The organism is Pseudarthrobacter sp. NS4 (assembly GCF_024758005.1).
In the GTDB taxonomy this organism is placed as follows: Bacteria; Actinomycetota; Actinomycetes; order Actinomycetales; family Micrococcaceae; genus Arthrobacter.
The window spans coordinates 1,430,163-1,455,071 of record NZ_CP103288.1; the positions used below are offsets into that span (position 1 = coordinate 1,430,163).

General features: G+C 66.3%; 20 protein-coding genes. 9 read left to right on the forward strand and 11 right to left on the reverse strand.

The features are described from left to right. Nucleotides 1-28: 28 nt before the first annotated feature. The 3 genes from NXY83_RS06705 to sufU all read left to right on the forward strand — a co-directional run bounded on the left by NXY83_RS06705 (nucleotide 29) and on the right by sufU (nucleotide 4,956). Complete coding sequence (locus NXY83_RS06705) at nucleotides 29-2,608, forward strand: LuxR C-terminal-related transcriptional regulator (RefSeq protein WP_397427596.1); 2,580 nt, start codon at nucleotides 29-31, stop codon at nucleotides 2,606-2,608. 551 nt (nucleotides 2,609-3,159) lie between these two features. Next, complete coding sequence (locus NXY83_RS06710) at nucleotides 3,160-4,485, forward strand: SufS family cysteine desulfurase (RefSeq protein WP_258805305.1); 1,326 nt, start codon at nucleotides 3,160-3,162, stop codon at nucleotides 4,483-4,485. Nucleotides 4,486-4,506: 21 nt separating this feature from the next. Further along, a complete protein-coding gene (gene sufU / locus NXY83_RS06715; RefSeq protein ID WP_258805306.1) occupies nucleotides 4,507-4,956 on the forward strand; it encodes a Fe-S cluster assembly sulfur transfer protein SufU in 450 nt (149 codons plus the stop codon). Between the two features lie 70 nt (nucleotides 4,957-5,026). Here sufU and NXY83_RS06720 read toward each other — a convergent pair whose 3' ends face one another. From NXY83_RS06720 to NXY83_RS06730, 3 genes are read right to left on the reverse strand one after another with little or no spacing between them, the layout of a single operon-like run. Next, nucleotides 5,027-5,248, reverse strand: a complete 222-nt coding sequence (locus NXY83_RS06720; RefSeq protein WP_258805307.1) for an SCO4848 family membrane protein — start codon at nucleotides 5,246-5,248, stop codon at nucleotides 5,027-5,029. A gap of 4 nt (nucleotides 5,249-5,252) precedes the next feature. Then, entirely contained in the window at nucleotides 5,253-5,750 is a 498-nt protein-coding gene (locus NXY83_RS06725; RefSeq protein WP_258805308.1) for a DUF2505 domain-containing protein, read from the reverse strand. 44 nt (nucleotides 5,751-5,794) lie between these two features. Then, nucleotides 5,795-7,303: an SDR family oxidoreductase gene (locus tag NXY83_RS06730; RefSeq protein WP_258805309.1), complete on the reverse strand. Its 1,509-nt coding sequence runs from the start codon at nucleotides 7,301-7,303 to the stop codon at nucleotides 5,795-5,797. Between the two features lie 233 nt (nucleotides 7,304-7,536). On the opposite strand from NXY83_RS06730, the gene mfd reads away from it, so the two are divergent. Continuing rightward, on the forward strand, nucleotides 7,537-11,202 hold the full coding sequence (gene mfd / locus NXY83_RS06735) for a transcription-repair coupling factor (protein ID WP_258805310.1): 3,666 nt from the start codon (nucleotides 7,537-7,539) through the stop codon (nucleotides 11,200-11,202). 6 nt (nucleotides 11,203-11,208) lie between these two features. Beyond that, nucleotides 11,209-12,021, forward strand: a complete 813-nt coding sequence (locus NXY83_RS06740) for a metal-dependent hydrolase (protein WP_258806091.1) — start codon at nucleotides 11,209-11,211, stop codon at nucleotides 12,019-12,021. 124 nt (nucleotides 12,022-12,145) lie between these two features. On the opposite strand, the gene NXY83_RS06745 is transcribed toward NXY83_RS06740, so the two are convergent. The 6 genes from NXY83_RS06745 to nirB all read right to left on the reverse strand — a co-directional run bounded on the left by NXY83_RS06745 (nucleotide 12,146) and on the right by nirB (nucleotide 19,190). Then, nucleotides 12,146-12,409: a hypothetical protein gene (locus NXY83_RS06745; RefSeq protein ID WP_258805311.1), complete on the reverse strand. Its 264-nt coding sequence runs from the start codon at nucleotides 12,407-12,409 to the stop codon at nucleotides 12,146-12,148. 53 nt (nucleotides 12,410-12,462) lie between these two features. Continuing rightward, the gene (gene deoC / locus NXY83_RS06750; protein WP_258805312.1) at nucleotides 12,463-13,179 is read right to left on the reverse strand and encodes a deoxyribose-phosphate aldolase; all 717 of its coding nucleotides are present in this window, start codon (nucleotides 13,177-13,179) and stop codon (nucleotides 12,463-12,465) included. A gap of 111 nt (nucleotides 13,180-13,290) precedes the next feature. Next, nucleotides 13,291-14,151, reverse strand: a complete 861-nt coding sequence (locus NXY83_RS06755) for an FAD-dependent oxidoreductase (protein ID WP_258805313.1) — start codon at nucleotides 14,149-14,151, stop codon at nucleotides 13,291-13,293. A 208-nt stretch (nucleotides 14,152-14,359) separates the two neighbouring features. Beyond that, entirely contained in the window at nucleotides 14,360-15,508 is a 1,149-nt protein-coding gene (locus NXY83_RS06760) for a uroporphyrinogen-III synthase (protein ID WP_258805314.1), read from the reverse strand. 14 nt (nucleotides 15,509-15,522) lie between these two features. Beyond that, the gene (cobA, locus tag NXY83_RS06765) at nucleotides 15,523-16,557 is read right to left on the reverse strand and encodes a uroporphyrinogen-III C-methyltransferase (RefSeq protein ID WP_258805316.1); all 1,035 of its coding nucleotides are present in this window, start codon (nucleotides 16,555-16,557) and stop codon (nucleotides 15,523-15,525) included. Between the two features lie 2 nt (nucleotides 16,558-16,559). Then, on the reverse strand, nucleotides 16,560-19,190 hold the full coding sequence (nirB, locus tag NXY83_RS06770; protein ID WP_258805317.1) for a nitrite reductase large subunit NirB: 2,631 nt from the start codon (nucleotides 19,188-19,190) through the stop codon (nucleotides 16,560-16,562). Nucleotides 19,191-19,460: 270 nt separating this feature from the next. On the opposite strand from nirB, the gene nirD reads away from it, so the two are divergent. Continuing rightward, on the forward strand, nucleotides 19,461-19,832 hold the full coding sequence (nirD, locus tag NXY83_RS06775) for a nitrite reductase small subunit NirD (protein ID WP_258805319.1): 372 nt from the start codon (nucleotides 19,461-19,463) through the stop codon (nucleotides 19,830-19,832). A 77-nt stretch (nucleotides 19,833-19,909) separates the two neighbouring features. Here the strand turns inward: nirD and NXY83_RS06780 are convergent, their stop codons facing one another. Next, the gene (locus NXY83_RS06780) at nucleotides 19,910-21,667 is read right to left on the reverse strand and encodes a phospho-sugar mutase (RefSeq protein WP_258805320.1); all 1,758 of its coding nucleotides are present in this window, start codon (nucleotides 21,665-21,667) and stop codon (nucleotides 19,910-19,912) included. Nucleotides 21,668-21,770: 103 nt separating this feature from the next. Beyond that, entirely contained in the window at nucleotides 21,771-22,589 is an 819-nt protein-coding gene (locus NXY83_RS06785) for a purine-nucleoside phosphorylase (RefSeq protein WP_258805321.1), read from the reverse strand. 102 nt (nucleotides 22,590-22,691) lie between these two features. On the opposite strand from NXY83_RS06785, the gene NXY83_RS06790 reads away from it, so the two are divergent. The 3 genes from NXY83_RS06790 to NXY83_RS06800 all read left to right on the forward strand — a co-directional run bounded on the left by NXY83_RS06790 (nucleotide 22,692) and on the right by NXY83_RS06800 (nucleotide 24,904). Beyond that, the gene (locus NXY83_RS06790; protein WP_258805323.1) at nucleotides 22,692-24,107 is read left to right on the forward strand and encodes an NAD(P)H-quinone dehydrogenase; all 1,416 of its coding nucleotides are present in this window, start codon (nucleotides 22,692-22,694) and stop codon (nucleotides 24,105-24,107) included. A gap of 152 nt (nucleotides 24,108-24,259) precedes the next feature. After that, a complete protein-coding gene (locus NXY83_RS06795) occupies nucleotides 24,260-24,445 on the forward strand; it encodes a PspC domain-containing protein (RefSeq protein ID WP_258805324.1) in 186 nt (61 codons plus the stop codon). A gap of 6 nt (nucleotides 24,446-24,451) precedes the next feature. After that, complete coding sequence (locus NXY83_RS06800; RefSeq protein WP_258805325.1) at nucleotides 24,452-24,904, forward strand: flavodoxin domain-containing protein; 453 nt, start codon at nucleotides 24,452-24,454, stop codon at nucleotides 24,902-24,904. Nucleotides 24,905-24,909 lie beyond the last annotated feature (5 nt).

Genomic DNA, 24,909 nt, shown 5'->3' on the forward strand with positions numbered 1-24,909 from the left:
CCGCGAACCGCTGGACCGGATCTGCAACATTGTCCGGAACCGTACAAGCCAGGCTGTTTTCGTCATGGCCGGAGCCGGGATCGGCAAGTCCTCCTTGACGGAGGCCCTTGCCGAGCGGCTCACCGGCGAACTGAATATCCTGCAGATCCATGGCAGTTCCGCCCTCGCTGCCGTGCCATTTGGAGTCCTTACCCCCTATACGGGAGACCTGACAGCCGAGGAATCAGTCTCGCCCGTAGCGGTGCTGCGTTCCATGTGGACGTATTTTGAGACGCTCAGGGAAGGAAGCAGCAGCAGCCAGGTGCTCCTGCTGGTGGATGATGCCCACTATCTGGATGAGGCCTCCGCGGGCGTGATAGCGGACTTGATTTCTGCTGGCTGGGCAACCGTGGTGGCTGCCGCCCGGCCCCGGCCCGGACTGCCGCAACCCCTGGACCAGCTCTGGTACGACGGCCTTGCCGAACGCGTGGACCTGCGGCCGCTAAACCGGGAACAGATCGAAGAAGTCCTGGCCCATATCCTGGACGGGACCGTTCCTGACGCCACTGTTGATGCAGCCTGGAGCGCGTCCGGCGGCAATCCCCGCATCCTGGACGCGCTGCTGCATGACGCCGCTGAAGCCGGCATCCTGTCCAAGAGCAACGGGATCTGGATCCTGCTGGGCTCCTTACCGGCAGATGGTGCCCGGCTCGCGGCAGTAGTGGCCAAGGACTACCTCCGGCGGCGGCCCGAAGAACAGGAAGCTTTGAAGCTCATTGCCCTGGCGGGGCCAGTGGGCCGGAAGGTCATAGAGGACATCTGTGGGGCCCCGGTGGTCCGGTCCCTTCTGGACCAGCAGATGGTGGTTGAATCCGTCGGCATCCCGTCCGAACTCCTCCTGTGGAACCGCCTTTTCTCCAATGCGATAAGGAACTCTATATCCGTATCGCGCAGCCTTCAGCTGCAGGAAAAAATCCGTGCACACCAGGACGGAACTGTGCTCCGCGGCGAAGGCCGGCTTCGTTTCGTGGAGTGGTCACTGGAGTGTGGCGTCCGGGTATCCGACGCAGATCTGCTTGAGGCCGCGCAACAGGCGCTCGCGCTGTTCCGCAATGACAGCGCCAGGACTATCGCAGCCAGGGTACAGGACAGCGGGATGGCACCCCTGGCCCGTGCCATCCAGGCACGGGCCCTGTATAACGTAGGCGCTTATCCTGAGGCTGCTGCCCTGCTCGACAGCTGCTGGCTTCAGCTTGCCGATGATCCCCAGGGCCCGGCAGTCCTCCTCCTGCGGGTGTCGGCGCATCAGGCGGCCGGACATCAATTGGCAGCGGTGGCGGAGGACGTCAAGGACCACGCCGGCCGGGCTGCAGACGGGTCCCTGGCCTGGCAGGAGGAGATCCTCCAGCTGCTTCGGTCAGGCGCAGATGTGGATTACCGGGCGCTTGCGGCAGAAGTGGACACCATCAGGAACCGCTCCTCCACGGAAGCGAAAGACGAGCCCATCACTGCCCTGGCGGAAGCCCTGCTGGCCCACGCACTAACAGCGGCGGGGCGCCCCGCCGAGGGACTCGACGCCGCGCTCCTGGCGGCTTCCGAACTGCCGCCGCTGGAAGACAGCCTGTTTTTCTTCCCGGAGTTCGTGCTCGGCCGGCTCGTCATCAGCTATTTGGCAATGGGCGAATGGGAATCAGCGGAGCGGGAGCTCAACAGCTACGCCGCCGGGCACGCCGCGGGTGCGGCAACCTTCGGTGGAAGCCTGCAGATGCTCCGGGGTTATTCGCTGCTGAGGCAAGGCCGGATGGAGCGCGCCTACCAGATGCTGCTGCCGGCGGTGGAAGCACTGAGGCTTAACGATCCGCTCCAGTTGTTCCGGTTTGGTTCCTCACTGGGCTTCTACGTTGCCGCAAGGCTGGGAGACGCCGCGCAGGCGAAGCGCCTGGAACAGGACCACAAGGACGCCGTCGCCGGAGGGCCGGCGCATGATTTCCTTGCCGGTGCCTACGCCGCCGCGGCCGCCGAATACTTGTCGCGCGACGGCAAGGGCGTCGCCTCGCTGCATACGATGCTGACAGCTGCTGAAGCCTCGGGAAGGGCCGGTCACCGGCTCGAACTCCTGGCTCTTTGCTGGGACTTGGGGGACCCTTCGGTGGTTCCCATGGTGCAGGAGGCCGCCAGCGGCGTGGAGGGACGCTGGGCGGACGCAATGCTGACCCTGGCCACCAGTTGGGAAGCCGCCGGCGGGGATTCTCTGATGGAAGCGGCGGCATCCCTGGAAGGGGCCGGCTTCGTCAACCTTGCCCGGGAGGCCTATGCCCGCGCCAGCGCGGTGCTGGAGCAGACGGGGGAGCGCAGACGCTCCAGGCAGGCCGTGGCGCAGCGCGAAAGATGCGACCACGAACTGGGCGAACGGTTCCGGGAAGGCCGGTTTATCGCCGCAGCTCCCGCCGTCCACCTCACCCGGCGGGAGCAGGACATTGTCGAGTTGGCAGTGCAGGGCCTCACTGACCGGGAAATAGCCCAGCGGCTGATGGTTTCCGTCCGTACCGTTGAGGGGCATCTGTACAGGACCTACGTGAAGCTCGGTGTGCGCAGCAGGGACGAGCTGGAGTCCGCGCTCCCCAAGTAGCAGGCCGCCCGCGGCAAACAATGCCGGCCGCGGGGCGCCCATCAAGGGATGGATACGTCAGGCGCCGTGCATCGGCATGAGCAGGCGAGGGCAGATCAAGCGCCTTGACAGTGTCCTTCTTGCCATGCCCGTGTGGCTGCGGGCTGATGCCCGCGTCTTCCAAGGCTCCTACGCGTCTTCCAGGGCTCCTAGGCGTCTTCCAGGGCTCCTAGGTAGTGCCCGGCCGTAGAAATCGAGTACACCCTACTCGTGTACCGGAGGGCGCCCCGGTCTTTACTTAAAGAGGCAAAGGAGCGGCAGACAGGAAGCTGCAGACGTTGCCGGCAGGACATCAAGGCCTCTATCAACTTCCGGTCCCACGGGGCCGGGCCGAGACGGGGCCGGCGACGTCAGAGTCTTCTGAGACCGAGACTCTCCCCCCAGCCGTCGCCGGCCCTCCACTCCGCGGGCTGAAGCCCGGAGCGACTGTGGCGGCTGCCCCTTCGGGCGGCCGCCACAGCCGTGCTGTGGGACAATTGAGTGTCATCCGTTGGCATCTCAAGGAGATTGTTTTGGCCGTAGTAACAACGCCAGCCACACTGGAGCAGGCCCTCCCGGTCATGGATAACGCCGAGGTCCTGCGCATCCGCAATGATTTTCCGGTCCTGGATCAGCTCATCAACGGCCGCCCACTGGTTTACCTGGATTCCGGAGCCACCTCGCAGAACCCCTCGAGCGTTATTGAAGCCGAGCAGGAATTCTATGAGCAGCGGAATGCAGCCGTCCACCGCGGCGCCCACCACCTGGCGGTCGAGGCCACGGAGGCGTTCGAGGACGCACGTCAAACGGTGTCGGACTTTGTTGGTGCTGGCTACTCGGAGACCATCTGGACCTCCAACGCCACTGAAGGACTCAACCTCCTCTCCTACTCGCTGTCCAATGCGGGACTTTGGGCTGCCCAGGGCCGGGGCGACGCCAGGCTGGCCGATCTCGCCTTGCGGCCCGGCGACGAGATTGTGGTGACCGAAATGGAGCACCACGCGAACCTCATACCCTGGCAGGAACTGGCATTCCGCACCGGCGCCACCCTCCGCTACATTCCCATCGATGAGGCCGGAAGCCTCCAGATGGACCAGGCCAGGGATATCATCGGCAGCCGGACCAAGGTACTCGCGTTCACGCATGCCTCCAATGTCCTGGGCACCATCAACCCGGTCCGCGAACTGGTTGCCCTGGGCCGGGCGGCGGGTGCCCTGGTGGTCCTGGATGCATGCCAGTCCGCACCGCATATGCCGCTGGACGTCAAAGAACTCGATGTGGACTTTGCCGTCTTCTCGGGACACAAGATGCTCGCCCCCACCGGCATTGGCGTGCTGTACGGCAAGCAGGAATTGCTGGACGTCCTGCCGCCCTTCCTTACGGGCGGTTCCATGATTACCACCGTCACCATGGACAGGGCCGAATACCTGCCGGCGCCCCAGCGCTTCGAGGCCGGGACGCAGCGGATCTCCCAGGCCGTGGCCCTGGCCGCCGCGGCCAACTACCTGACGGAAACCGGGCTGGACCGGATCCACCGGTGGGAAGCGGAACTCGGCGGACGGATGGTGGCCGGCCTCGAATCGATCCCCGGCATCCGCGTCCTGGGTCCTGCCGCGGGTGAGGAACGGATCGGCCTTGCCGCCTTCGACGTCGAAGGCGTCCATGCCCATGACGTGGGGCAGTTCCTGGACTCCAGGGGAATCGCCGTGCGGGTGGGCCATCACTGCGCCCAGCCGCTGCACCGCCGGCTGGGGCTGACGGCAACTACCCGCGCCAGCGCCTACCTCTACAACACCACGGACGATGTGGACCAGTTCCTGGATGCCGTATCCGGCGTGCGGGCCTATTTCCGTGCGTAACCGGAAGATCGAAGGTAAACCATGAGCCTGGACCAGCTGTACCAGCAGATCATTCTCGACCATTCCAAGGCCCGCCACGGCAGTGGCCTGGCCGGGACCGCGGCGCCGGAGGGCGCCTCCACCGGGCAATCCCACCAGCTCAATCCTGTGTGCGGGGATGAGGTGACCCTGCGGCTGGCGGTGGAGGACGGCAAGGTTGCCCAGGTTTCCTGGGACGGGGCGGGCTGCTCCATCTCCATGGCCTCGGCTTCTGTGCTCACTGAGCTGGCGGAGGGGATGACGGTGGCGGAGCTGCATGAAGTCATCGACAGCTTCCGTGAAGTCCTTCGGTCGCGCGGCAAAGTCCATGCGGATCCGGACCTGCTCGGGGATGCCGCTGCCTTCGAAGGTGTTGCCCGGTACGCGGCACGCGTGAAATGCGCCATGATTTCCTGGGTTGCCGCGGAGGACGCGCTGAACCAGGCCGCCTGACGGCTCATACCCACGGACGGCGAAAGGCCTTCCTCCCGCCGGGAGGAAGGCCTTTCGGTTTAACGCGTGATTACCCGAACAGCCCCATCAGGCCGATGACGGCCGTGGCCGCGCCCAGGACCATCGAGACACTGACAAGCACCACATGGACCGTAAGGAACCTGGTGGCTTTGCCGGCAGCATCACGTGCCCGGGGGTCCTTCAGCACCCGGCGCAGGAACTGCGGCCAGACCACCAGGGACCAGACGCCGGCCACGATCAGGACCAGCGCAGCGAAAACGGGCAGCTCCACGGAACTAGTGGCTTTCCAGCCAGGCCTGCGCCTGCTTGGCCTGCAGGTTCAGTGCCTTGGCAATCATGGGCTCGGCAGCGTCGGCGATCTTGCCGCCGAGGAAAGGCACGGAGGACTTGACCTCGCCTTCGAGCTCAACACGGGTTCCGCTGGCCTCAGCCACCAGGCGCTGGACGGCGGTGACGTCCACGGGTGCGCCGGCGATCTTGAGGGAGATGTTGCTCCGGCGGGAGCCGTCCGCGGCGGGCGCGTCCCAGCTCTCCACCTGGGTGACCTTCAGGTGCTCGCCCACGAACTTACGGGCGATCTCCGGGAGCCGTGTGGTGGGAAGGGTCCGCACCGACGTGGCGCTGAAAGCCCCGGCGATGTCACCGTCAACAGTGAAGGACTCCAGGCTTCCACCCACAAGCTGGCTGACGTGGCGCTGGAAATCCTCGTTCACCAGGACAGCTGCAACGCTGTCGACGGAATGCGGAAGGGTGGTGGTTGCGCTCAGGGCCATGTGTCCTCCTGGGACGTTGGGGAACGGATTTAGCTCAAAACATCCTACGGTGTCCCGGCCGGGCGCTCCGCATCGACGAGTTTCTGCGCGGCACTGGTGATGTTCCGGGCCATGGCGGGGAAGATCAGGCTGTGGAAGGGAAGGACCGCCAGCCAGTACAGCCGGCCACTCAATCCCTTGGGGAAGAAGATGGCGCGTTGCCGGTAGCGGCTGCCCGCTCCGTCAGGTTCCACGGACAATTCCAGCCAGGCCCGCCCGGGGGCCCGCATCTCGGCCCGCAGCCGCAGCAGCGTACCGCGGTCGATCCGTTCCACCCGCCACCAGTCCACCACTTCTCCGGCGGCCAGCGTGTGGGGGTGCCGGCGCCCGCGCAGGAGTCCAGCGCCGCCGGTCAGCTTGTCCAGCCAGCCGCGCACCTGCCACGCGAGTGGCAGCGAGTACCAGCCGTTCCGCCCGCCGATTCCTTCGATGATGGTCCATACATGGGCCGGATCGACGTCGCCATGGAACGTCCGTTCGTCGATGTACACCTTGTGGCCGGACCAGTCGGGGTCGCTGGGCAAGGGATCGGACGCCACCCCTGCGTTGGCCCAGGTTGTTTGCACCTGGCCGTCGCGTTCCCTGCCCAGCGCCAAGGCGACGGCGGTACGGTAGAGGGTCAGGCCGCCGACCGGCTGCGGAATGAAGCGGTCGATGTCATGCTCGTTGGAGACTGCATCATGCTGCAGGGACTGGACCAGGGGTACCGCCATGGAGAGCGGGATGGGCGTGGTCAGGGCAACCCACATGCCGGCCAGTTTTGGTGCCGGGACGGGCAGGGCCAGCACCACCCGGTAGGGCAGGCCGGCCTCCGCGGCGTACTCCTTCATCATCCCGGCGTAGCTGAGCACCTGGCGGCAGCCGACGTCGAACGTCCGGTTGATCCGGCCGTCCAGGGACGCGGCGGACACCAGGTAGTACAGGACGTCGCGCACGGCTATCGCCTCGATCCGGTTCCGCACCCAGCTGGGTGCCGGCATCAAGGGCAGGGTCTCGGAGAGATGGCGGATCATTTCGAAGGACGCCGAGCCGGAGCCGATCACCACGCCGGCCTGGAAGACAACGGCGTCCACCGGGCTGTCCAGGAACACCTGGCCCACGGCTTCCCGGGAACGCATATGGGTGGAGAGCTGCACGTCCTTCGGGTGCAGGCCGCCCAGGTAGACAATCCGGCCCACGCCCGCATCGGCAGCAGCCCCGGCGGCAGTCCGGGCCATAGCCTGCTCCTTCGCCTCGAAACCTGCACCGGCGGCCATGGAATGCACGAGGTAATAAAAGACATCGACGCCGGCCAGCGCCTTCCGCAGCGCTTCGCCGTCGTCCAGGCTGCTTTCCACAACCTCCACCCTGTCCCGCCACGGCACCCCTGCGACTTTGTCCGGGGAACGCACCAGCACCTTAACGGCGTATCCCGCCTCGAGGAGCTTGGGCACCAGCCGGCCGCCGATGTAACCGGTGGCGCCGGTGACCAGGACCGTCTTCGGGAAAGGCTCCACACTCTTGTTTCCGCTCATGCTGTCTCCTTTTCGTCCCCAGCAGTTCGGAGCGGCAGCCGCTCCGGACGGCTGCCCCGAGTGGGTGGGCCGGTTCCGCCAGCCTAGCTGCTGCCAATATCACCGGCCCCGCTTCCGGACCCGACGGAACGCCATGTCACCGGTGCGCGGTAGGCTGGGGTTACCCGGGATTCGCAGCGAATTTCGGGTTTTCGCGCTGCCTGCGATCCAAGAACACCACAGGAGCTTCTGCCATGAGCCTTCCCGGCCCATCCACCGCCGGCCCATCCACCGCAGGCCCGTCGCTGGACGGCCTGCGCCGCGCCCTCGCCTCGGACCAGACCTTCGCCCGCGTCCGCGCCGAGGCCACCCGGGGATTCTCCGTCCGCGGCCAGGATTACCAGATCAGCGCGCCTGCCGGGCTGCGTGCCGTACTGCTCGCCGAAATGGCGGACGGGCTTACGGCCTCCTCCGACGGTGCGGAACCCGGAGTGGTGCTGGCCGTCACCGCCACCGGCCGGGAAGCCGAGGACCTGGCCGCCGCACTCCGCGCCTATTTGCCGGCCGATGCCGTGGCGGAGTTCCCCAGCTGGGAGACCCTCCCGCACGAGCGCCTTTCACCGCGGTCCGACACCGTGGGACGGCGGCTTTCCGTCCTGCGCCGGCTGACCCACCCGGAAAGTTCGACGGCGGGACGCCTCCGGGTAGTAGTGGCCCCCGTCCGGGCAGTGGTCCAGCCCATCGTGGCCGGGCTGGGCGACCTGGTGCCGGTCACGCTGAAAGTGGGACAGGACGTTCCCTTCACGGAAGTGGTGCGCAGTCTCTCCGATGCGGCCTACGCGCGCGTTGACATGGTGACGCACCGGGGCGAGTTCGCTGTCCGCGGCGGTATCATCGACGTCTTCCCGCCCACCGAGGACCACCCCATCCGGGTGGAGTTCTTCGGCGACGAAGTGGACCAGATGCGCTGGTTTGCCGTCGCAGACCAGCGCTCGCTGTCCGCCCCCGGCGTCCATCACCCGACGGAACTGCATGCACCACCCTGCCGCGAAATCCTCATCACACCGTCGGTGATGTCCCGCGCCGCAACACTCAAGCCCCAGCTTCCGGCCGCCGCCGACATGCTGGAAAAGATTGCCGGCGGCATCGCGGTGGAAGGCATGGAATCCCTTGCACCGGTGCTGGTGGACTCCATGGTTCCCTTCGTGGACCAGTTGCCCGCGGACTCCATTGCCGTGGTTATTGAACCCGAAAAGGTCCGTACCCGCGCCCACGACCTCGCCGCCACCAACGAGGAGTTCCTTGAGGCGGCCTGGTCCACGGCGTCCGACGGCGGTGCAGCGCCCCTGGACCTGAGCTCGCAGGCCACGGCGGCCCTGCACTCGGCCAGCTTCCGTTCCCTGGCGGAAACCCGCATGGACTCCCTGGAGCACGGCGTGTCCTGGTGGTCCATCACCTCGCTCGCCCAGGATGAGGAACTCCTCCCCGAAATCGATGTCCTGAACCTGCACGCCCGCGAACCACGGGGCTACCAGGGCGACGTGGCGGAAATGATGGACTTCATCGGATCCCACGTACGCGATCAGTGGCGGATTGTCGTGGCCACGGAGGGCCCGGGCCCGGCCCAGCGCCTGGCCGAACTCTTCCACGACGCGGACATCCCCTGCGCCCGCGTGGACAGCCTGGACCACGAGCCCCAGGCCGGCATCATCGAGGTGACAACTGCCGCCGTCGGACGGGGTTTTGTGCTGGACGGCCTGAAACTGGGCCTGCTCACCGAGGCCGACCTCCTGGGCCGGACCTCGGCCGGATCCACCAAGGACATGCGCCGGATGCCGTCCAAGCGGCGGAACGCCGTGGACCCGCTCCAGCTGGTGGCGGGGGACCACGTGGTCCACGAGCAGCACGGCATCGGGCGTTTTGTGGAGCTCATCCAGCGCAAGGTGGCCGGCGGAGGCGACGGCGTGCGGGAGTACCTTGTCCTGGAATACGCGCCGTCCAAGCGCGGCGCACCCGGAGACAGGCTGTTTGTTCCCACGGACCAGCTGGACCAGGTGACCCGATACGTGGGCGGTGACACCCCGGTCCTGAGCAAGATGGGCGGCGCGGACTGGGCCAGCACCAAGTCCAAGGCCCGGAAGGCCGTCAAGGAAATCGCCGGTGAGCTGATCCGGCTGTACTCCGCCCGGATGGCCTCACGCGGACACGCCTTCGGTCCGGACACGCCGTGGCAGCGCGAACTGGAGGAAGCCTTCCCGTATGTGGAGACGCCCGACCAGCTGACCACCATCAACGAGGTCAAGGCGGACATGGAGCGGGAAATCCCGATGGACCGCCTCGTGTCCGGTGACGTGGGCTACGGCAAGACCGAGATCGCAGTACGGGCCGCCTTCAAGGCGGTGCAGGACGGCAAGCAGGTGGCCGTGCTGGTGCCCACTACGCTCCTGGCCCAGCAGCACTACGAAACCTTCACCGAGCGGTTCTCCGGCTTTCCCTTGCGCGTCAAGCCGCTGTCCCGCTTCCAGGCCGGCAAGGAGGCGAAGGAAACGGCGGAGGGCGTCAAGAACGGCTCCGTGGACGTGGTGATCGGTACGCACAGGCTGCTGTCGAAGGATTTCGAGTTCAAGGACCTCGGCCTGGTGATCGTGGACGAGGAACAGCGTTTTGGCGTGGAGCACAAGGAAGCGCTCAAGAAGATGCGCACCAACGTGGACGTGCTGGCCATGAGTGCCACGCCGATTCCCCGCACGCTGGAGATGTCCCTCACCGGTATCCGCGAGACGTCCACCCTGGCCACACCGCCGGAGGAACGCCATCCCGTGCTCACCTACGTTGGCCCCTACACGGACAAGCAGGCCTCGGCCGCCATCCGGCGTGAGCTGATGCGCGAAGGCCAGGTGTTCCTGGTCCACAACCGGGTTTCCACCATTGAACGGACCGCGGCCAAAATCCGGGAACTGGTCCCGGAAGCCCGTGTGGAGGTGGCCCACGGCAAGATGTCCGAGAGCCGCCTGGAGCAGATTATCGTCGACTTCTGGGAACGGCGCTTTGACGTGCTGGTCTGTACCACCATCATTGAAACGGGCCTGGACATCTCCAACGCAAACACCCTGATCGTTGACGGCGCGGACAAGTACGGACTGTCCCAGCTTCACCAGCTCCGTGGCCGCGTAGGCCGTGGCCGTGAACGCGCGTATGCCTACTTCCTGTACCCCTCCGAAAAGCCGCTGGGCGAAGTGGCGCTGGAGCGGCTCAAGGCCGTGGCTGCCCACAACGAGCTCGGCGCGGGCATGCAGCTGGCCATGAAGGACCTGGAAATCCGTGGCGCGGGAAACCTGCTGGGCGGTGAGCAGTCCGGCCATATCCAGGGCGTGGGCTTCGACCTGTACATCCGCCTGGTTGGTGAGGCTGTGGCGGACTTCCGCGGCGAGGCCGAGGAAAAGGCTGCCGAGATGAAGATCGAGCTTCCGGTCAACGCCCACCTCCCGCACGACTACGTGCCGGGTGAGCGGCTGCGGCTGGAGGCGTACCGCAAACTCGCGTCGGCGGTCACCAATGAGGCCATTGACGAAGTCCTGGCCGAACTCGTGGACAGGTACGGCGAGCCGCCGTTGCCTGCCCGGAACCTGGTGGACGTTGCCCGCTTCCGGGTTGGGGCGCGGGAAGCCGGCCTTTCGGATGTGGCGCTGCAGGGCAACTTCATCAAGTTCTCGCCCGCGCAGCTGCCGGAGTCGAAAATCATGCGGCTGAACCGGATGTACCCCGGTTCCCAGTCCAAGCCGGCACTCGATGCCGTGCTGATTCCCAAGCCGAAAACGGCGAAGATCGGCGGCCGGGACCTGCAGGACGCCGAGATCCTGGAATGGGCCAACGGAGTCATCCGCAACATCTTTTCCGACCAGCCACTGACAGTGGCCTGACGGATGATGGGAGGACACCACGCCGCGTCGGGAGCCGCGGCCTGGGTAGCTGTTGCGTCCACCGGCCCCTACACCCTGGGCTGGTACCCCCTGGATCCCACTGGGATCCTCATCGGCGGCATGGCCACCGCCGGAACGGCCCTGATCTGCGACTGGGACCATCGGTCCAGCACCGTCGCCCATTCCCTGCCGCCACTGTCCAACGCCATCGCCCGCGGGATCGAGAACGCCAGCGGCGGGCACCGGCAGGGCACGCATTCGATCCTGGGTGCCGGCGTCTTCGTGCTCCTCGCATTCCTGGCGGCCCAGTTCCAGATGGAAACACCCTGGGGACTCCTGTCCGTGGGCGCCGGGCTGCTCTGCATGTTCCTGATCAATATCGCGGTGAAGGCCCTGAAGCTGTTCCCCAAGAGCGGGTTCCTGATCAACTGGGTTTTCGCGCTGGCCATGGCCGGCCTGGTGACCGTGCACGCCCCGGAGCAGTGGACATGGCTGCCCATGTCCATGCTGATCGGCGTGGTGGTGCATATCGTGGGTGACCTGGTGACAACTGGGGGAGTGCCGCTGCTGTGGCCGCTGGTGATCCGGCCGCCGAAGCTGCTGCGCAAGGTTCCGCTGCTGCGGAACGTGTGGCGGCCCAACGGCGCACTGTCGCTGCCGCTCCTGGGGAGGGCGGGTTCCAAGCGCGAATGGCTGGTGCTGATTCCCGTAAGTGCCTATGCCATGGTGGGGCTCAGCGTGGCCGGCTGGTCCATTGCGCAGAACCAGTGGACCCGGGTGGCGGACGCGGCCGTGGCGTGGACCAGGCTCTGGTTCTAAGGGTGCGCAGAAAGACCCCCTGAACAGCGTCCAGGGGGTCTTTCGTTGGTTTCAAGCCCCGACTGGGTAGCAGCAGGTGTCGTTTTGCGGGTTCATAACGACACCTGGTGCTGCCTGCATTGGGTCAGTGCTCGCCGGCGGAGTCCGAGCGGCCCAGGACGGCCTGCGGAATCCAAAAGGCCAGGGCGAACAGCACCAGGCAGACCGCCATCGGCCAGGGGTTGTCAAGCGTGAGGAAGGACAGTGAGTACACGGATCCGAGGAACAGCGCCATCATGATCACGAAGAGCACAATGCTGCCTGCCAGCTTGTTCTCATTCTGGGGAGTGCGGACAGTGCCCTGGTTCGATGATGAGTCCTGGTTGGACGCGGTAATCTTGCTGGACATTCGTTCCTCCTCGGCCCCGCGGGGCTCAATCTGTGGCTGTCCCCGGCCGGCCGTCAGTAGGTGGATGAACCCTGTTCACCCTTGACGATGGCAATGCCGGAGCTGGCACCAATACGTGTTGCACCTGCAGCAATCATAGCGTGCGCGTCTTCGAGGGAGCGCACGCCGCCGGAGGCCTTGACGCCAAGCCCCGGACCAACGGTCCGACGCATGAGGGTGACGTCCTCTACGGTGGCGCCCCCGCCGTTGAACCCCGTTGATGTCTTCACGAAGTCCGCGCCCGCTTCCACGGCCGCTTCGCAGGCGAGGACCTTCTGGCCGTCCGTGAGCAGGGCGGTTTCGATGATCACCTTCAGGATGGCGCCGCTGGCGTGGACCGCTTCAGCCACGGATGCGATGTCCTCGGCCAGCGCGCCCTTGTCCCCGGCCCGTGCGGCGGCGATGTTGATGACCATGTCCACCTCGTCGGCGCCGTCCAGGACCGCGCCGCGGGCTTCAAACGTCTTGACGTCCGTTGGGGTGGCGCCCAGCGGGAAGCCGACGACGGAGCACGTGAGGACGCCCGAGCCTTTGAGGGCGGTTTTGACGGTCTTGACCCAGATGGGATTGACACACACGGACTTGAAGCCGTATTCGGCAGCCTCCGCACAGACCTTGAGGACATCTGCCTCTGAAGCCTCAGGCTTCAGCAGGGTGTGGTCGATGTAGGAAGCGATGCTCCCGGCAGCAACGGCGGCTGGTTGAACGGAAGGGGTGGCTTCGTTGCTCATGGTGGTCCTCTCCAGGGGCTTTATGGGCCCCGGCGCGTCCTTGGCTGGGTTCGGAAACCATCTTGTCACACGCCGGACCACACCCCAGGCCCTGAAAAGCCGTGCCGGGGATCAGGCGGCTGCCTGCAGGACCGGCCCGGCCGAGGACGCCGTCAGGAGCTGCGTGGCACAGGCTCCGGCGGCGGAAGCCGCAGCGACCAGCAGGCCCAGCCGGACGCCGTCGAACGCTGCTGCATCCCCGATCGCCCAGATGCCGGGAACGGAGGTCCGGAAGTCCTGGCTGATGACGATTCCTCCGCCGGCAGCCGTCTTCAGGGCCGCAGTGGCGGCGAGATCGTCCCGGGCAACCCGCTCTTCAGCGAGCACCACCAGGTCCCCACTCATGCTGCTTCCGTCCTCGAAAATCACGGTGGATGCCGCCAGCCCGGACGCGGCCTTCCCGGGGACGACGGCGGCGGGGCGGGCAGTGGTGCGGATGGGACGGACACCCTTGGCGCGCAGGACTGCCTCCGCCTGGCCGGCGGCTGCACCGTTGCCCACCAGGATGCCCAGCGGACGCCTGCCCAGCCCGCGGGTCACTTCGCCGACGGCCTCGGCAATCCGCGCGGCGTCATCGATGGTGGAGTAGCTCAGGCACTGGCCAGCACCCTCCACGGGATTTGCCACGGGAGCGGATCCCGTTGCAATGACCAGGTGGTCGTACGCGAACTCCATGCCGTCGGCCGTGGCCACGGTCCGGTTGCCGGCGTCGATGTGGCTGGCCGGCTGGCCGAAGCGGATGGAGACCTGCGGGAGCAGGGCCAGCTCCAGCAGTTCTTCCGGGTTGTCGTCCCGGTTGCTCAGCACGGTAATGCTGCCGGCGAACCGGGCGCGGTCCAGCTGGCGCACGAGGGCCTGGGCGGCCGGGCCGGCACCTGCGATAACGATGCGGGTAGCTGAGGAGGTGGACGTGGAGGATGCCGGAGCGGACATGTGCTGGCCCTTTCGCTGGCGGCCGTGGAACGGCCGGAACTGATGGAACCAGCGTAGGGGCCTGCCTTTACCGTTGTGTTTCCCGGCTGTTGCCGTTGCGGGAGGGGGGCGTTAGCCAGTTTTTACCGGCCGGTAACAGAAACCGTGACGCACCTCTCATTCCGCCGGCAACGGACACATTCGGCTGCGGACCGGCACTCCGTGAAGGTCAGACGCGGATCCGGTAGCCCCTTTTCACCACGGTTTCCACGAGGCGCCCGTCCGGCAGCGAGGACCGTAGCCGGCTCACGGTCATGTCCAGGGCGTGGACGGAGCCGCGCAGTTCCAACAGGTCGGACAGCGATTCGCGGGACAGGACCGCACCCCCGGCGCCGAGCAGTGCCCGGAGCAGCAGCAGGGGAGCGGGTGCCAGTTCCACGGGCTGGCCGTCGATGCGCAGGCTCCGCCCGCGCAGCTCAATGTTGCCGGACCGGGTGTCGAGCCGGCGGACGTGGTTCAGGGCCAGGTGTTCGCAGACCAGCCGGATGAGCGCGCCCATCCGGAAACGCTCGGGAATCAGCGGTGTCACGCCGGCATCCAGCAGTGGCTGCGCCGTGACCGGACCCACCACGGCCGTGGTGACGTTTGTCTTGAGGCTTTCAATTAGCTGTTTGTAGACGCCCATCTCGTGCGCCGTGCTCCACATGGCGTCGACGGCGGGCGCGCTGGTGAAAGTCAGGACGTCCAGGTTGCCGGTGCAGGCGGCGTCGATGAGCCGGGGAAGCTTGTCCTCGCCGTCGGGCTTCACCCAGCGGTAGGGCGTGACGGTCAGAACGGTGGCGCCGGACATGCGCAGCCGCTCCAGTTGCCGGACGTCAGTGTAGCCGTGCAGCTGCACGGCGACAGTCTTGCCGCGCACGCCTTCGGTAAGCAGCATGTCCACCAGGGTGGCCGTGGTTTCGTCACTGCTGATTCCGACGTCGGCAAGGCCGGCCGCGCGCACGGCACCGCGGGCCTTGGGTCCCCGGACGAACATCCGGCAGGCGCCCAGCGTTTCCAGCAGTTCGTCACCGATGCCAAACGAATCCGCGGCCTCGCACCAGCGGCGCATTCCGTAGGCGGTGGTGGCAATGCAGAGGTCCGGCCTGGCCGCGATGATGGCCCGGGTGTCCTCGATGAGGCGCATGTCCTCCTGGACGGGGGCGATCTTCAACGCCGGGGCGTGCAGCACTTCGGCGCCGCGGCGTTCCAGGGCCTCAATGAGGTCTCGGGAGCGCCGGTGGGAGGTCACACCAATGCGGAAACCCTCAAGGGGGGACCCGGCGGCGTCGGGGGCTTCTTCAACCTGCGACGCTTCGGCCGGTGCAAGTGTGTTCATGGGGGTCAATCCTTTCACGAACCCAGCAGCGAGGCCGCCAGCCTGTCCAGGTCGGCGGCGGCCTCAGCATGCCCGCGGTTGGCTTCCGCCACCCGAACCACCTCGCCAATCACCAGGACTGCCGGGTTGCTGCACCCGGCCGCGGCGGAGGCAATGGTGCCGAGGTTCGCGATGGTGGTCCGCTGCCCGGGGCGGTAGCCGCGTTCCACCACGGCCATGGGCATATCCGGGCGCATGCCGGCCTTGCGGAGGCCGGCAGCCAGCTGGTGCAGGGTACCAATGCCCATCAGGACAACTATCGTTCCGCCCAGGCCGGCCAGGTGCATGTGTTCCTTGTCGGTGAGCGGGGCGTGCCCGGAGACCACGGTAAACATGTGGCTGACTTCGCGGTGGGTGACGGGGATGCCTGCCGCGGCCGGTACGGAGATGGCGCTGGTGACACCGGAAACGACGTGGACCTTGACGCCGGCGGCCACGCACGCGGCAACTTCTTCGCCGCCGCGGCCGAAGACGTAGGGATCCCCGCCCTTGAGCCGGACCACGTTGTTGCCCGCCAGGGCGCTTTCCACCATGAGTTTTTCGATGTCGGACTGGCTCACCTTGTGGTGGCCGGGCTTCTTGCCAACATCAACCAGTTCGGCGGAGGTGAGGGACGGCAGCTCCTGGTAGGGGGCGAGGCGGTCATAGAAGACAACATCGGCGTCCCGCAAGGCCTTGACGGCGGCGACGGTGAGAAGTTCGGTGGTGCCCGGTCCGCCGCCCACCAGGGTGACGTGGCCGGCGGCTCCGGCTGCGGGCTCGGCGGCCACGGGGATTCCGGTTTCGCGGCACCTGCCCAGCAGTGCCTCCCAGCCCGGCTGGCCGTCGTCCACTGCGGCCACGAGGAAGGGGTGCTCGGGCAGCGGGCCGTCATGCCCCGCACCCTGCGGGGTGCTCAGGCGGTAGACGACGGCGCCCGCGGCCTCGTAGCGGCGTACGGCCTGCCGCGCTGCGGCATCCGATCCGGTGACCAGTACGTCGCGGCCGGTGAGATCAATGCTGAGCTGCATGCCTATACCTCGTTCTCGTTGCTGGGGCGTACGGGGATGGAGGCGCCGATGAGGACCTTGCCCTTTTCCTCGGGCGTGGCGGGGCGCATCTGGCCGCGCTCGTCCGGGACGAAGGTGATGGAATCGTCCTTTTGGTCCGGCGCGTTCACGAAGGAACGGAACCGGCGCAGGCGCTCGGGATCCTTGAGGGTGTCGGCCCACTCGTCGATGTAGGTGTCCACGTGCTTGGCCATGGCTGCTTCGAGGTCCGCAGCGATGCCCAGGGTGTCCTTGACCACAACGTCCTCGACGTGCTTGATGCCGCCGTCGAGCTCTTCCTGCCAGCGGGCCGTGCGCTGCAGGCGGTCCGCCGTGCGGATGTAGTACATGAAGTAGCGGTCGATGTACTTGATCAGCGTTTCGTCGTCCAGGTCCTTGGCCAGCAGCTGGGCGTGGGCGGGGGTGGCACCGCCGTTGCCGCCGACGTAGAGGTTCCAGCCGTCCGCGGTGGCGATCACGCCCACGTCCTTGCCGCGGGCCTCGGCGCATTCGCGGGCGCAGCCGGAGACGCCCATCTTGAGCTTGTGCGGGCTGCGCAGGCCGCGGTAGCGCAGTTCCAGCTGGATGGCCATGGCCACCGAGTCCTGGACGCCGAAGCGGCACCAGGTGGAACCGACGCAGGACTTCACCGTGCGCAGGCTCTTGCCGTAGGCCTGCCCGGATTCGAAGCCGGCGTCCACCAGTTCCTTCCAGATTTCCGGGAGCTGCTCCAGCCGGGCACCGAACATGTCGATCCGCTGGCCGCCGGTGATCTTGGTGTACAGGTTGTACTTCTCGGCCACGGCGGCGATCACGCCGAGCTTCTTCGGGGTGATCTCGCCGCCGGCAATGCGGGGGACCACCGAGTAGGTGCCGTCCTTCTGCATGTTGGCAAGGGCGCGGTCATTTGTGTCCTGCAGGGTGCCGCGGCCCGCGTCAAGGACGTAGGCGCTGTTCTGGCTGGCCAGGATGTTGGCGATGGTCGGCTTGCAGATGTCGCAGCCCGCTCCGGTGCCGTACTTGGCCATGATCTCTTCGAACGAGGTCAGCTCCAGGACCCGGATGGCGTCGAAGAGTTCCTGGCGGGACAGCCCGATGTGCTCGCAGAGGGCCTTGGAGACCTCGACGCCGGACTTGGTCAGCTCGGTTTCCAGCAGCTTCTTCAGCATCGGCACGCAGGAGCCGCACTGGGTGCCGGCCCGGGTGCAGCCCTTCAGCTCGCCCAGTTCCTGCACGCGGGCGTTGCCATCGCAGGCGCCGCAGCCGTTGATGGCGTCGCGGATGCTTCCGGCGGTGACGTTGTTGCAGGAGCAGAGGGTGGCGTCGTCCGGGAGTTCGGTTTCAGGAGCGTCGCCGCCGCCGGCAGCGGTGAGGTAGGCGCCGGGTTCTGCGCTGAGTTCGCGGCCCAGCAGCGGACGAAGGCTGGTGTAAGGGGTGGCGTCGCCCACGAAGATGCCGCCCAGGAGCGTCTTGGCATCGTCGGTGGTAACAATCTTCTGGTACACACCGCGGGCGGGGTCGGCGTAGACAATTTCGAGGGCATGCTCGGTCTTGCCGAAGGCGTCACCGAAGCTGGCCACGTCGACGCCGGACAGCTTCAGCTTGGTGGCGGTGTCGAAGCCCGGGAACGTGGCTTCTCCGCCATGAAGGCGGTCGGCAACGATTTCCGCCATGGTGTTGGCGGGGGCCACCAGGCCCAGGCACATGCCGCCGAAGTTGGCCACCTCGCCGATGGCCCAGATGCCGGGTACTTCCGTGGCGCAGTAGTCGTTGATGACCACGCCCCCGCGCTGGCCGAGGCTGAACTGCTGCTCCTCGCCCTCTGCCGCGCGGAAGAGTTCGTCGCGTGGCCGGACGCCGATGGCGACGATCACGAGGTCTGCGTCGATGACGCGGCCGTCGGCCATCAGGACTCCGGTGACCTGGCCGTCGTCGTCAGACAATACTTCGGACGGGAAGACGCCGCCGTGGACTTCGAAGCCCTTGGCCTTGATAAGCCGGCCCATGGCCTGGCCCGCGCCTTCGTCGAGCTGGGTGGCCATCAGCCACTGGGAACCGTCGATGACGATCGGGTTGGCGCCCAGCTGCTCGGTGCCGGCGGCCGACTCGAGGCCAAGAAGGCCTCCACCGATGGTCACTGCATTGACCTTGCGGCCCAGTTTCTTCGTGAGCTCCGTAATGGCCTCGTTGATGGCCCATACATCTTCGAGCGTGCGGTAAACATGCGTGTGCTCGGCACCGGGGATGGGCAGGCGGGCGGCATTGGAGCCGGTGGCAACCACCAGTTCGTCGTATTCGAAGGCGTTGCCGGCTGCGGTTTCCACTGTCTTGGCTTCGGCGTTGATCTTGACCACGCGTTCGCCGGTTTTCAGCTCGAGGGAAGGGTGGTCCCACATGGACGCTGTCCCCAGGGTCAGGTCCACGTCTTTCCGGGTAAGTGCTTTGGACAGTGCCACCCGGTCATACGGCAGGTGGGCTTCCTCGGTGAGGACCGTGACCTGCCAGCCATCGAGGCCACGGGCATGCATTGCGTCCGCAAAACGGTGGGCCGCGGGGCCGCCGCCGGCGACGACGATGCGGCGCGGAGTCTCTGTGCTTGAAGTCTGTTCGGTCACTGTGGGCCTTTCGCATGGGCCGCAGTGTTCCTGCAGCCTTCTCTGTCGAGCTGTCCATCCAGACTAGGGACGGGCAGTTTCGCTTCAGTTTCCCGATTGTTTCGTCAACTTAACTTCTGCATCACGAACGCATTTCCGGCTGGGTTAGGTGTCTTTTACGAGCCGGACACATTTACTGCACGCTGACGAAACACCTGCCTCTTAGCGTTGATCCTGGCCGCAAAGGTGGTCGCAACGCAGGGACAACCAGCACAGGGAGAGGAGCCGGACATGACGGCAACACTGGAACTTGGGGCACTCGAAGCCGGAACTGAGACCACTGCCGGATGGCATCGCGTATGCCGGGTGGACGACCTGGAACTCTCCTGGGGTGAAGCCGCCCTTGTTGCCGGACGCCAGCTGGCGCTTTTCCGCACCGGCCCCGGTGAAGTCTTTGCTGTGGCCCACGAAGATCCGGCCACGGGTGCGCACGTTATGGCCCGCGGGATCCTCGGATCACGGGGGACCCGCCCCACCATCGCCTCGCCCCTGCATAAAGAGGTCTACGACCTGGAAACCGGGGAATGCTTCAGTACCCCGGGCCTGGGCCTGGCAACCTTCAGCACGCGCATTACGGACGGATTCGTTGAGGTGGAGCTGTAACCGCCGGCACAGGCTCAACCACCACAAAAAGGGGCGCCCCCGGATGAACTGCTCCCGGCGGGCCGCCCCTTCTGTGGTTAAAGTCCCAGCGCCTCGCTGACATCGCGCAGCACGTCATCCAGGGCAGCCCGCGCCGCCTGCCGGGCTGCCGGCAGTTCTGCAGCGGAGCCCGCCTGGTGGATGACTTCCAGGTAGCACTTGAGCTTCGGCTCTGTGCCGCTGGGCCGGATGATCACCCTGGTGAGGTTGCGGGTGACGTAGAGGAGCCCGTCCGTTGGCGGCAGCTGGTCCGAGCCCTCGGCCAGGTCGGTGAAAACCTCCACGGTGGAGGACCCGAATGATTCCGGCGGCGAGACTCGCAACCGGTTCATCATCGCGTCCAGGAGCCCCAGGTTGGCAACCCGGATGCTGAGCTGGTCGCCGGCATGCAGGCCGTGCTGCAGGTACAGCTCGTCCAACGTGTCGAAGATGGTCTTCCCGTCGGCTTTGGCCGCGGCGGCGAGCTCCGCGATGAGGACGGCGGCAGAGATGCCGTCCTTGTCCCGCACGAGGTCGGGTGCGACGCAGTAGCCCAGTGCCTCTTCGTAGCCGTAGACCAGTCCGGGCACCCGGGAAATCCATTTGAAGCCGGTCAAGGTCTCTTCATGGGCGTAACCGGCCGCCGCTGCAATGCGTGCCAGCAGCCGCGAAGACACGATCGAATTCGCGAAGACCCCCGTGGTGCCCTCCGTATCGTCGCCGGACTCCGCGTCACCCGCGGCGAGCCGGGCGGTGACGTGAGCTCCCAGCAGGGCCCCCACCTCGTCGCCGCGGAGCATCCGCCAGGCATCGGTGTCCGGGTCCTTGGCGGCAACGGCAGCACGGTCGGCGTCGGGATCATTGGCTATCACGATGTCCGCGTCCAGCCGGGCAGCGGTTTCGAGGGCGAGGTCCAGGGCCCCGGGTTCTTCCGGGTTGGGGAAGTTGATGGTGGGAAAATCCGGATCCGGTTCTGCCTGTTCCGCCACCAGGGTGACGTCGGCGAAACCGGCAGCGTTCAGCACCGCCAGGGCGGTTTCGCCGCCCACGCCGTGCATGGGGGTCAGGACAATGCGCAAGTCCCGTGCCGGAAAGTGTTCCTTGCGGGCAAGCGCAGCGGTTGCCCTCTGGTATTCCCCGGCAATGGATCCGTCAAGAACGGTCCAGCCCTCCGGCGCCAGCGCGATCGAGTCCAGTGACCCTGCGGCGCTGATCCTCGCCGCGATTTCGGCATCATAGGGCGTGACGATCTGGGCGCCGTTGCCGCTGTCCGCCACGGCGTGGCGGCCCAGGTAAACCTTGTAGCCGTTGTCCTGCGGCGGGTTGTGGCTGGCAGTAACCATCACGCCGCCGTCGCACTCCAATGACCGGACAGCGTAAGCCAGCAGGGGCGTGGGCAGTGCGGCAGGCATCAGGAAGGTTTCAATTCCAGCGGCAGTGAAGATGGCGGCGGTTTCCTCCGCGAAGACGTCCGAGTTGTAGCGGGCGTCATAGCCGACGACGGCGCGTGGCCGGGACCCTGGGGATGCCTTGCCTACCGCATCGGCCAGGAAAGCGGCGAGGCCGGCAGCAGCGCGCCGCACCACCACGCGGTTCATCCGGTTGGGTCCGGGGCCGAGGGCAGCGCGCAGGCCGGCGGTACCAAACTGGAGGGTCCCGCGGAAGCTGTCCTCCAGTTCCTGGCGCGAGGCAGGGTCACCGTCTTCGACCGACCTGACCAGCTCAAGGAGGGAAGCCGACGTTGCGGGATCCGGATCTTTGGAGGCCCACTCGCGGGCTTCGTTGAGCAGGCGGGAATCGGCATCGGAAGACGTCATGGGCATAAACCTATCGCTATTGCTCCCTTACTGACTGCACCGCCGGGTCAGTTACGACCGGAAAAACGCTCCCGCCGGGGCCGGAAATGACCGCGTTGCTACTTCAGATTTTGGCGATGATGTCCGCGAGCAGCCTGGAGATCCGGGGTCCGGCGGCCTGACCTGACTCGATGACTTCCTCGTGGCTGAGCGGGTGCGGGCTGATGCCGGCCGCGAGGTTGGTGACCAGCGAAATGCCGAACACCTCCATCCCGGCGTGCCGCCCCGCGATGGCCTCCAGCGCCGTCGACATGCCCACCAGGTCGGCGCCGATGCGCTTGGCGTACTGCACCTCCGCCGGCGTCTCGTAATGCGGTCCGGTGAACTGGGCATATACCCCTTCATCGAGGGTCGGGTCCACCTCGCGGGCGAGGGCCCGGATCCGGGAAGAGTAAAGATCTGTCAGGTCCACGAAGGTGGCGCCCTCAAGGGGTGAAGCCGCGGTGAGGTTGATGTGATCTTTGATGAGTACCGGGGTGCCCGGTGCCCAGTTTTCGTTGAGCCCCCCACATCCGTTGGTGAGGACCAGGGTGCTGCATCCGGCGGCTGCCGCGGCCCGGATTCCGTGCACCACGGCGCGCACGCCCCTGCCTTCGTAGTAGTGGGTCCTTGCGCCCAGGACCAGGGCACGCTTGCCGTCCCTGGTGAGCACCGAGCGGATGGTGCCCACGTGCCCCACCACTGCGGGTGCGTGGAAGCCAGGTACCTCCTCAGCCGAGAGAGTGGCTGTGGTTTCGCCGATGAGGTCCGCAGCCGCACCCCAGCCGGAGCCAAGCACCAGGGCGACGTCGTGGCTGTCCACTCCTGTTTCCTCGGCAATGTAGTCTGCCGCGGCGCGTGCGGCGGCGAAGGGATCCGTGTTCAGGAAGTCTGTTGTACTCACGGGTACAAGTTATCCTGCCGGCCCTGCTGCGCCCACCACAGACTGTCCCGGCGGCACCGGAATTCTTGGTGCTGCGGCGGGGATAAGCGAGAATGATTCATTGTGACTACGCATCCAGATTTCAGTTCACCCCGGATCGCAATCCTGGGAGGTGGTCCTGGCGGGTACGAAGCTGCCATGGTGGCCGCCTCACTGGGGGCGCAGGTCACCATCATCGAGCGTGCCGGGCTGGGCGGATCCGCCGTGCTCACGGACGTTGTGCCGTCCAAGACCCTGATTGCCACAGCAGACCTGATGACGCGGGTGGCTGAAGCCGGCGAGCTGGGAGTGAAGTTCGACGTCGACGGCGGCGACTTTGTGCCGGTGATGCGTGCCGACCTCAAGCACATCAATGACCGACTGCTTAACCTGGCCCGCAGCCAGTCGAAGGACATCCATGACGGCCTGGAGCACCAGGGCGTGCGCATCCTTGCCGGCTCCGGCCGTCTCCTGGACAACCACACCATCGAGGTCGTCACGGTTGACGGCACGGAAATCGTTGAGGCGGACACCATCCTGCTGGCGGTGGGCGCCCATCCGCGGGAGCTTGCCACCGCACGGCCCGACGGGGACCGGATCCTGAACTGGACGCAGATCTACGATCTGGATGAGCTGCCCGAGGACCTGATTGTTGTGGGGTCCGGCGTGACCGGTGCCGAGTTTGCCTCGGCATACAACGGACTCGGATCGAAGGTGACGCTGATTTCCAGCCGCGACCGGGTGCTTCCCGGCTCGGACGTCGATGCAGCGGTAGTGCTGGAAGAAGTGTTCGAACGCCGTGGCGTCCGGGTGCTGTCCCGTTCCCGCGCCGAGACCGTGGAGCGGAGCGCGGACGGGGTGGTGGTCACGCTCAGTGACGGCACCAAGGTGACCGGCAGCCACTGCCTGCTTTGCCTGGGATCCATTCCCAACACGGCAGGCATCGGCCTTGAGGAAGCCGGCGTGGCCCTCGGTGAAGGTGGCCACATCAAGGTGGACGGGGTCTCGCGGACCTCGGCGCCCAACATTTACGCTGCGGGCGACTGCACCGGCGTCCTGCCGCTGGCCTCCGTGGCAGCCATGCAGGGCCGGATCGCCGTGGCGCACTTTATGGGCGACACCGTCACCCCGCTCAAACTGCACCAGGTGGCCTCCAACATCTTCACGTCGCCAGAGATTGCCAACGTCGGGGTGTCCGAAGCGGAGATCGACTCCGGCAAGTACCAGGGCGATGTCATCAAGCTTTCGCTGCGCAGCAACGCCCGGGCCAAGATGCGGAACCATAAGGACGGGTTCGTGAAGATCTTTGCCCGCAAGGGCTCCGGCACCGTCATTGGCGGCGTGGTGGTGGGTCCCAACGCGTCCGAGCTGATCTTCCCCATCGCCATCGCGGTCAAGCAGAAGCTGCACGTGGACGACGTCGCCAGCACCTTCACCGTGTACCCGTCCCTCACAGGATCAATCTCGGAAGCCGCACGGCGCCTGCACGTCCACCTGTAACGATTGGGGCCGGGGGAGGCAGCAAAGTCTGGACCCTGCCGGTGCCACCTGCATAGACTCCTTCAAGGACCGGCCGGGGATTTCATCAAGGAATTTCCCGGCCGTCCCTGCACCAGCCGTCGACGCGATTGAATCCTAAGGGGACAGAAACCATGACAACAGCACTCGTTCGGCCACGCAGCGGCAAGATCCTGGGCGGGGTGTGCGCAGCACTTGCGGCCCGCTTCGGACTCCCGAAGTTCCTGGTCCGGCTCGCCTTCGTCATCTTCGGCCTGGTGGGAATCGGTGAGCTGGTCTACATCGTGCTGTGGATCCTGATTCCCAAGGCTCCAGCGTAAGGAAGGTTGGCCCCGGCAGCCGGGCACAGCATTCCGGACGGGCAGGACGGTGTCATCGTGGCCACGTCAATCCATGTGGGCAAGCACGAGGCCTACGTTGCCGACTTTGTCCGAAGGAACCGCGGCCAACTTGAGCGCCTGCCTTCCGCGTTTGTCTCGGTGAGCATGGCCGCCCATGGCGATGAGCCCAGTGCCGAAAGTTACGTAGCCAAATTCGAGGAGGAGACCGGCTGGCGTCCCCGCCATGTCGCGATGTTTGGCGGCGCGCTGCTTTACTCCCAGTACAACTTTCTGAAACGCCAGTTGATGAAGAAGATCGTGAAGGACAAAGGATCCCGGGACCTGGACACGTCCCGCGACTACATCTACACCGAGTGGGACGGCGTAAAGCACTTCACGGAGGAGTTCCCCGAAGGGATAACCGTGGCGGGCAGCCAGCAGGCCGGCCGGGCGGAGTAACCGGC

What these genes read in the sequence shown, in the direction of transcription:
- sufU (WP_258805306.1), top strand. Translation starts at nt 4,507, where the DNA reads ATGAGCCTGGACCAGCTGTACCAGCAGATCATTCTCGACCATTCCAAG.
- cobA (WP_258805316.1), bottom strand. Translation starts at nt 16,557, where the DNA reads ATGCAGCTCAGCATTGATCTCACCGGCCGCGACGTACTGGTCACCGGA.
- deoC (WP_258805312.1), bottom strand. Translation starts at nt 13,179, where the DNA reads ATGAGCAACGAAGCCACCCCTTCCGTTCAACCAGCCGCCGTTGCTGCC.
- NXY83_RS06760 (WP_258805314.1), bottom strand. Translation starts at nt 15,508, where the DNA reads ATGAACACACTTGCACCGGCCGAAGCGTCGCAGGTTGAAGAAGCCCCC.
- NXY83_RS06780 (WP_258805320.1), bottom strand. Translation starts at nt 21,667, where the DNA reads ATGACGTCTTCCGATGCCGATTCCCGCCTGCTCAACGAAGCCCGCGAG.
- NXY83_RS06745 (WP_258805311.1), bottom strand. Translation starts at nt 12,409, where the DNA reads ATGTCCAGCAAGATTACCGCGTCCAACCAGGACTCATCATCGAACCAG.
- NXY83_RS06725 (WP_258805308.1), bottom strand. Translation starts at nt 5,750, where the DNA reads ATGGCCCTGAGCGCAACCACCACCCTTCCGCATTCCGTCGACAGCGTT.
- NXY83_RS06755 (WP_258805313.1), bottom strand. Translation starts at nt 14,151, where the DNA reads ATGTCCGCTCCGGCATCCTCCACGTCCACCTCCTCAGCTACCCGCATC.
- NXY83_RS06730 (WP_258805309.1), bottom strand. Translation starts at nt 7,303, where the DNA reads ATGAGCGGAAACAAGAGTGTGGAGCCTTTCCCGAAGACGGTCCTGGTC.
- NXY83_RS06795 (WP_258805324.1), top strand. Translation starts at nt 24,260, where the DNA reads ATGACAACAGCACTCGTTCGGCCACGCAGCGGCAAGATCCTGGGCGGG.
- nirD (WP_258805319.1), top strand. Translation starts at nt 19,461, where the DNA reads ATGACGGCAACACTGGAACTTGGGGCACTCGAAGCCGGAACTGAGACC.
- mfd (WP_258805310.1), top strand. Translation starts at nt 7,537, where the DNA reads ATGAGCCTTCCCGGCCCATCCACCGCCGGCCCATCCACCGCAGGCCCG.
- NXY83_RS06740 (WP_258806091.1), top strand. Translation starts at nt 11,209, where the DNA reads ATGGGAGGACACCACGCCGCGTCGGGAGCCGCGGCCTGGGTAGCTGTT.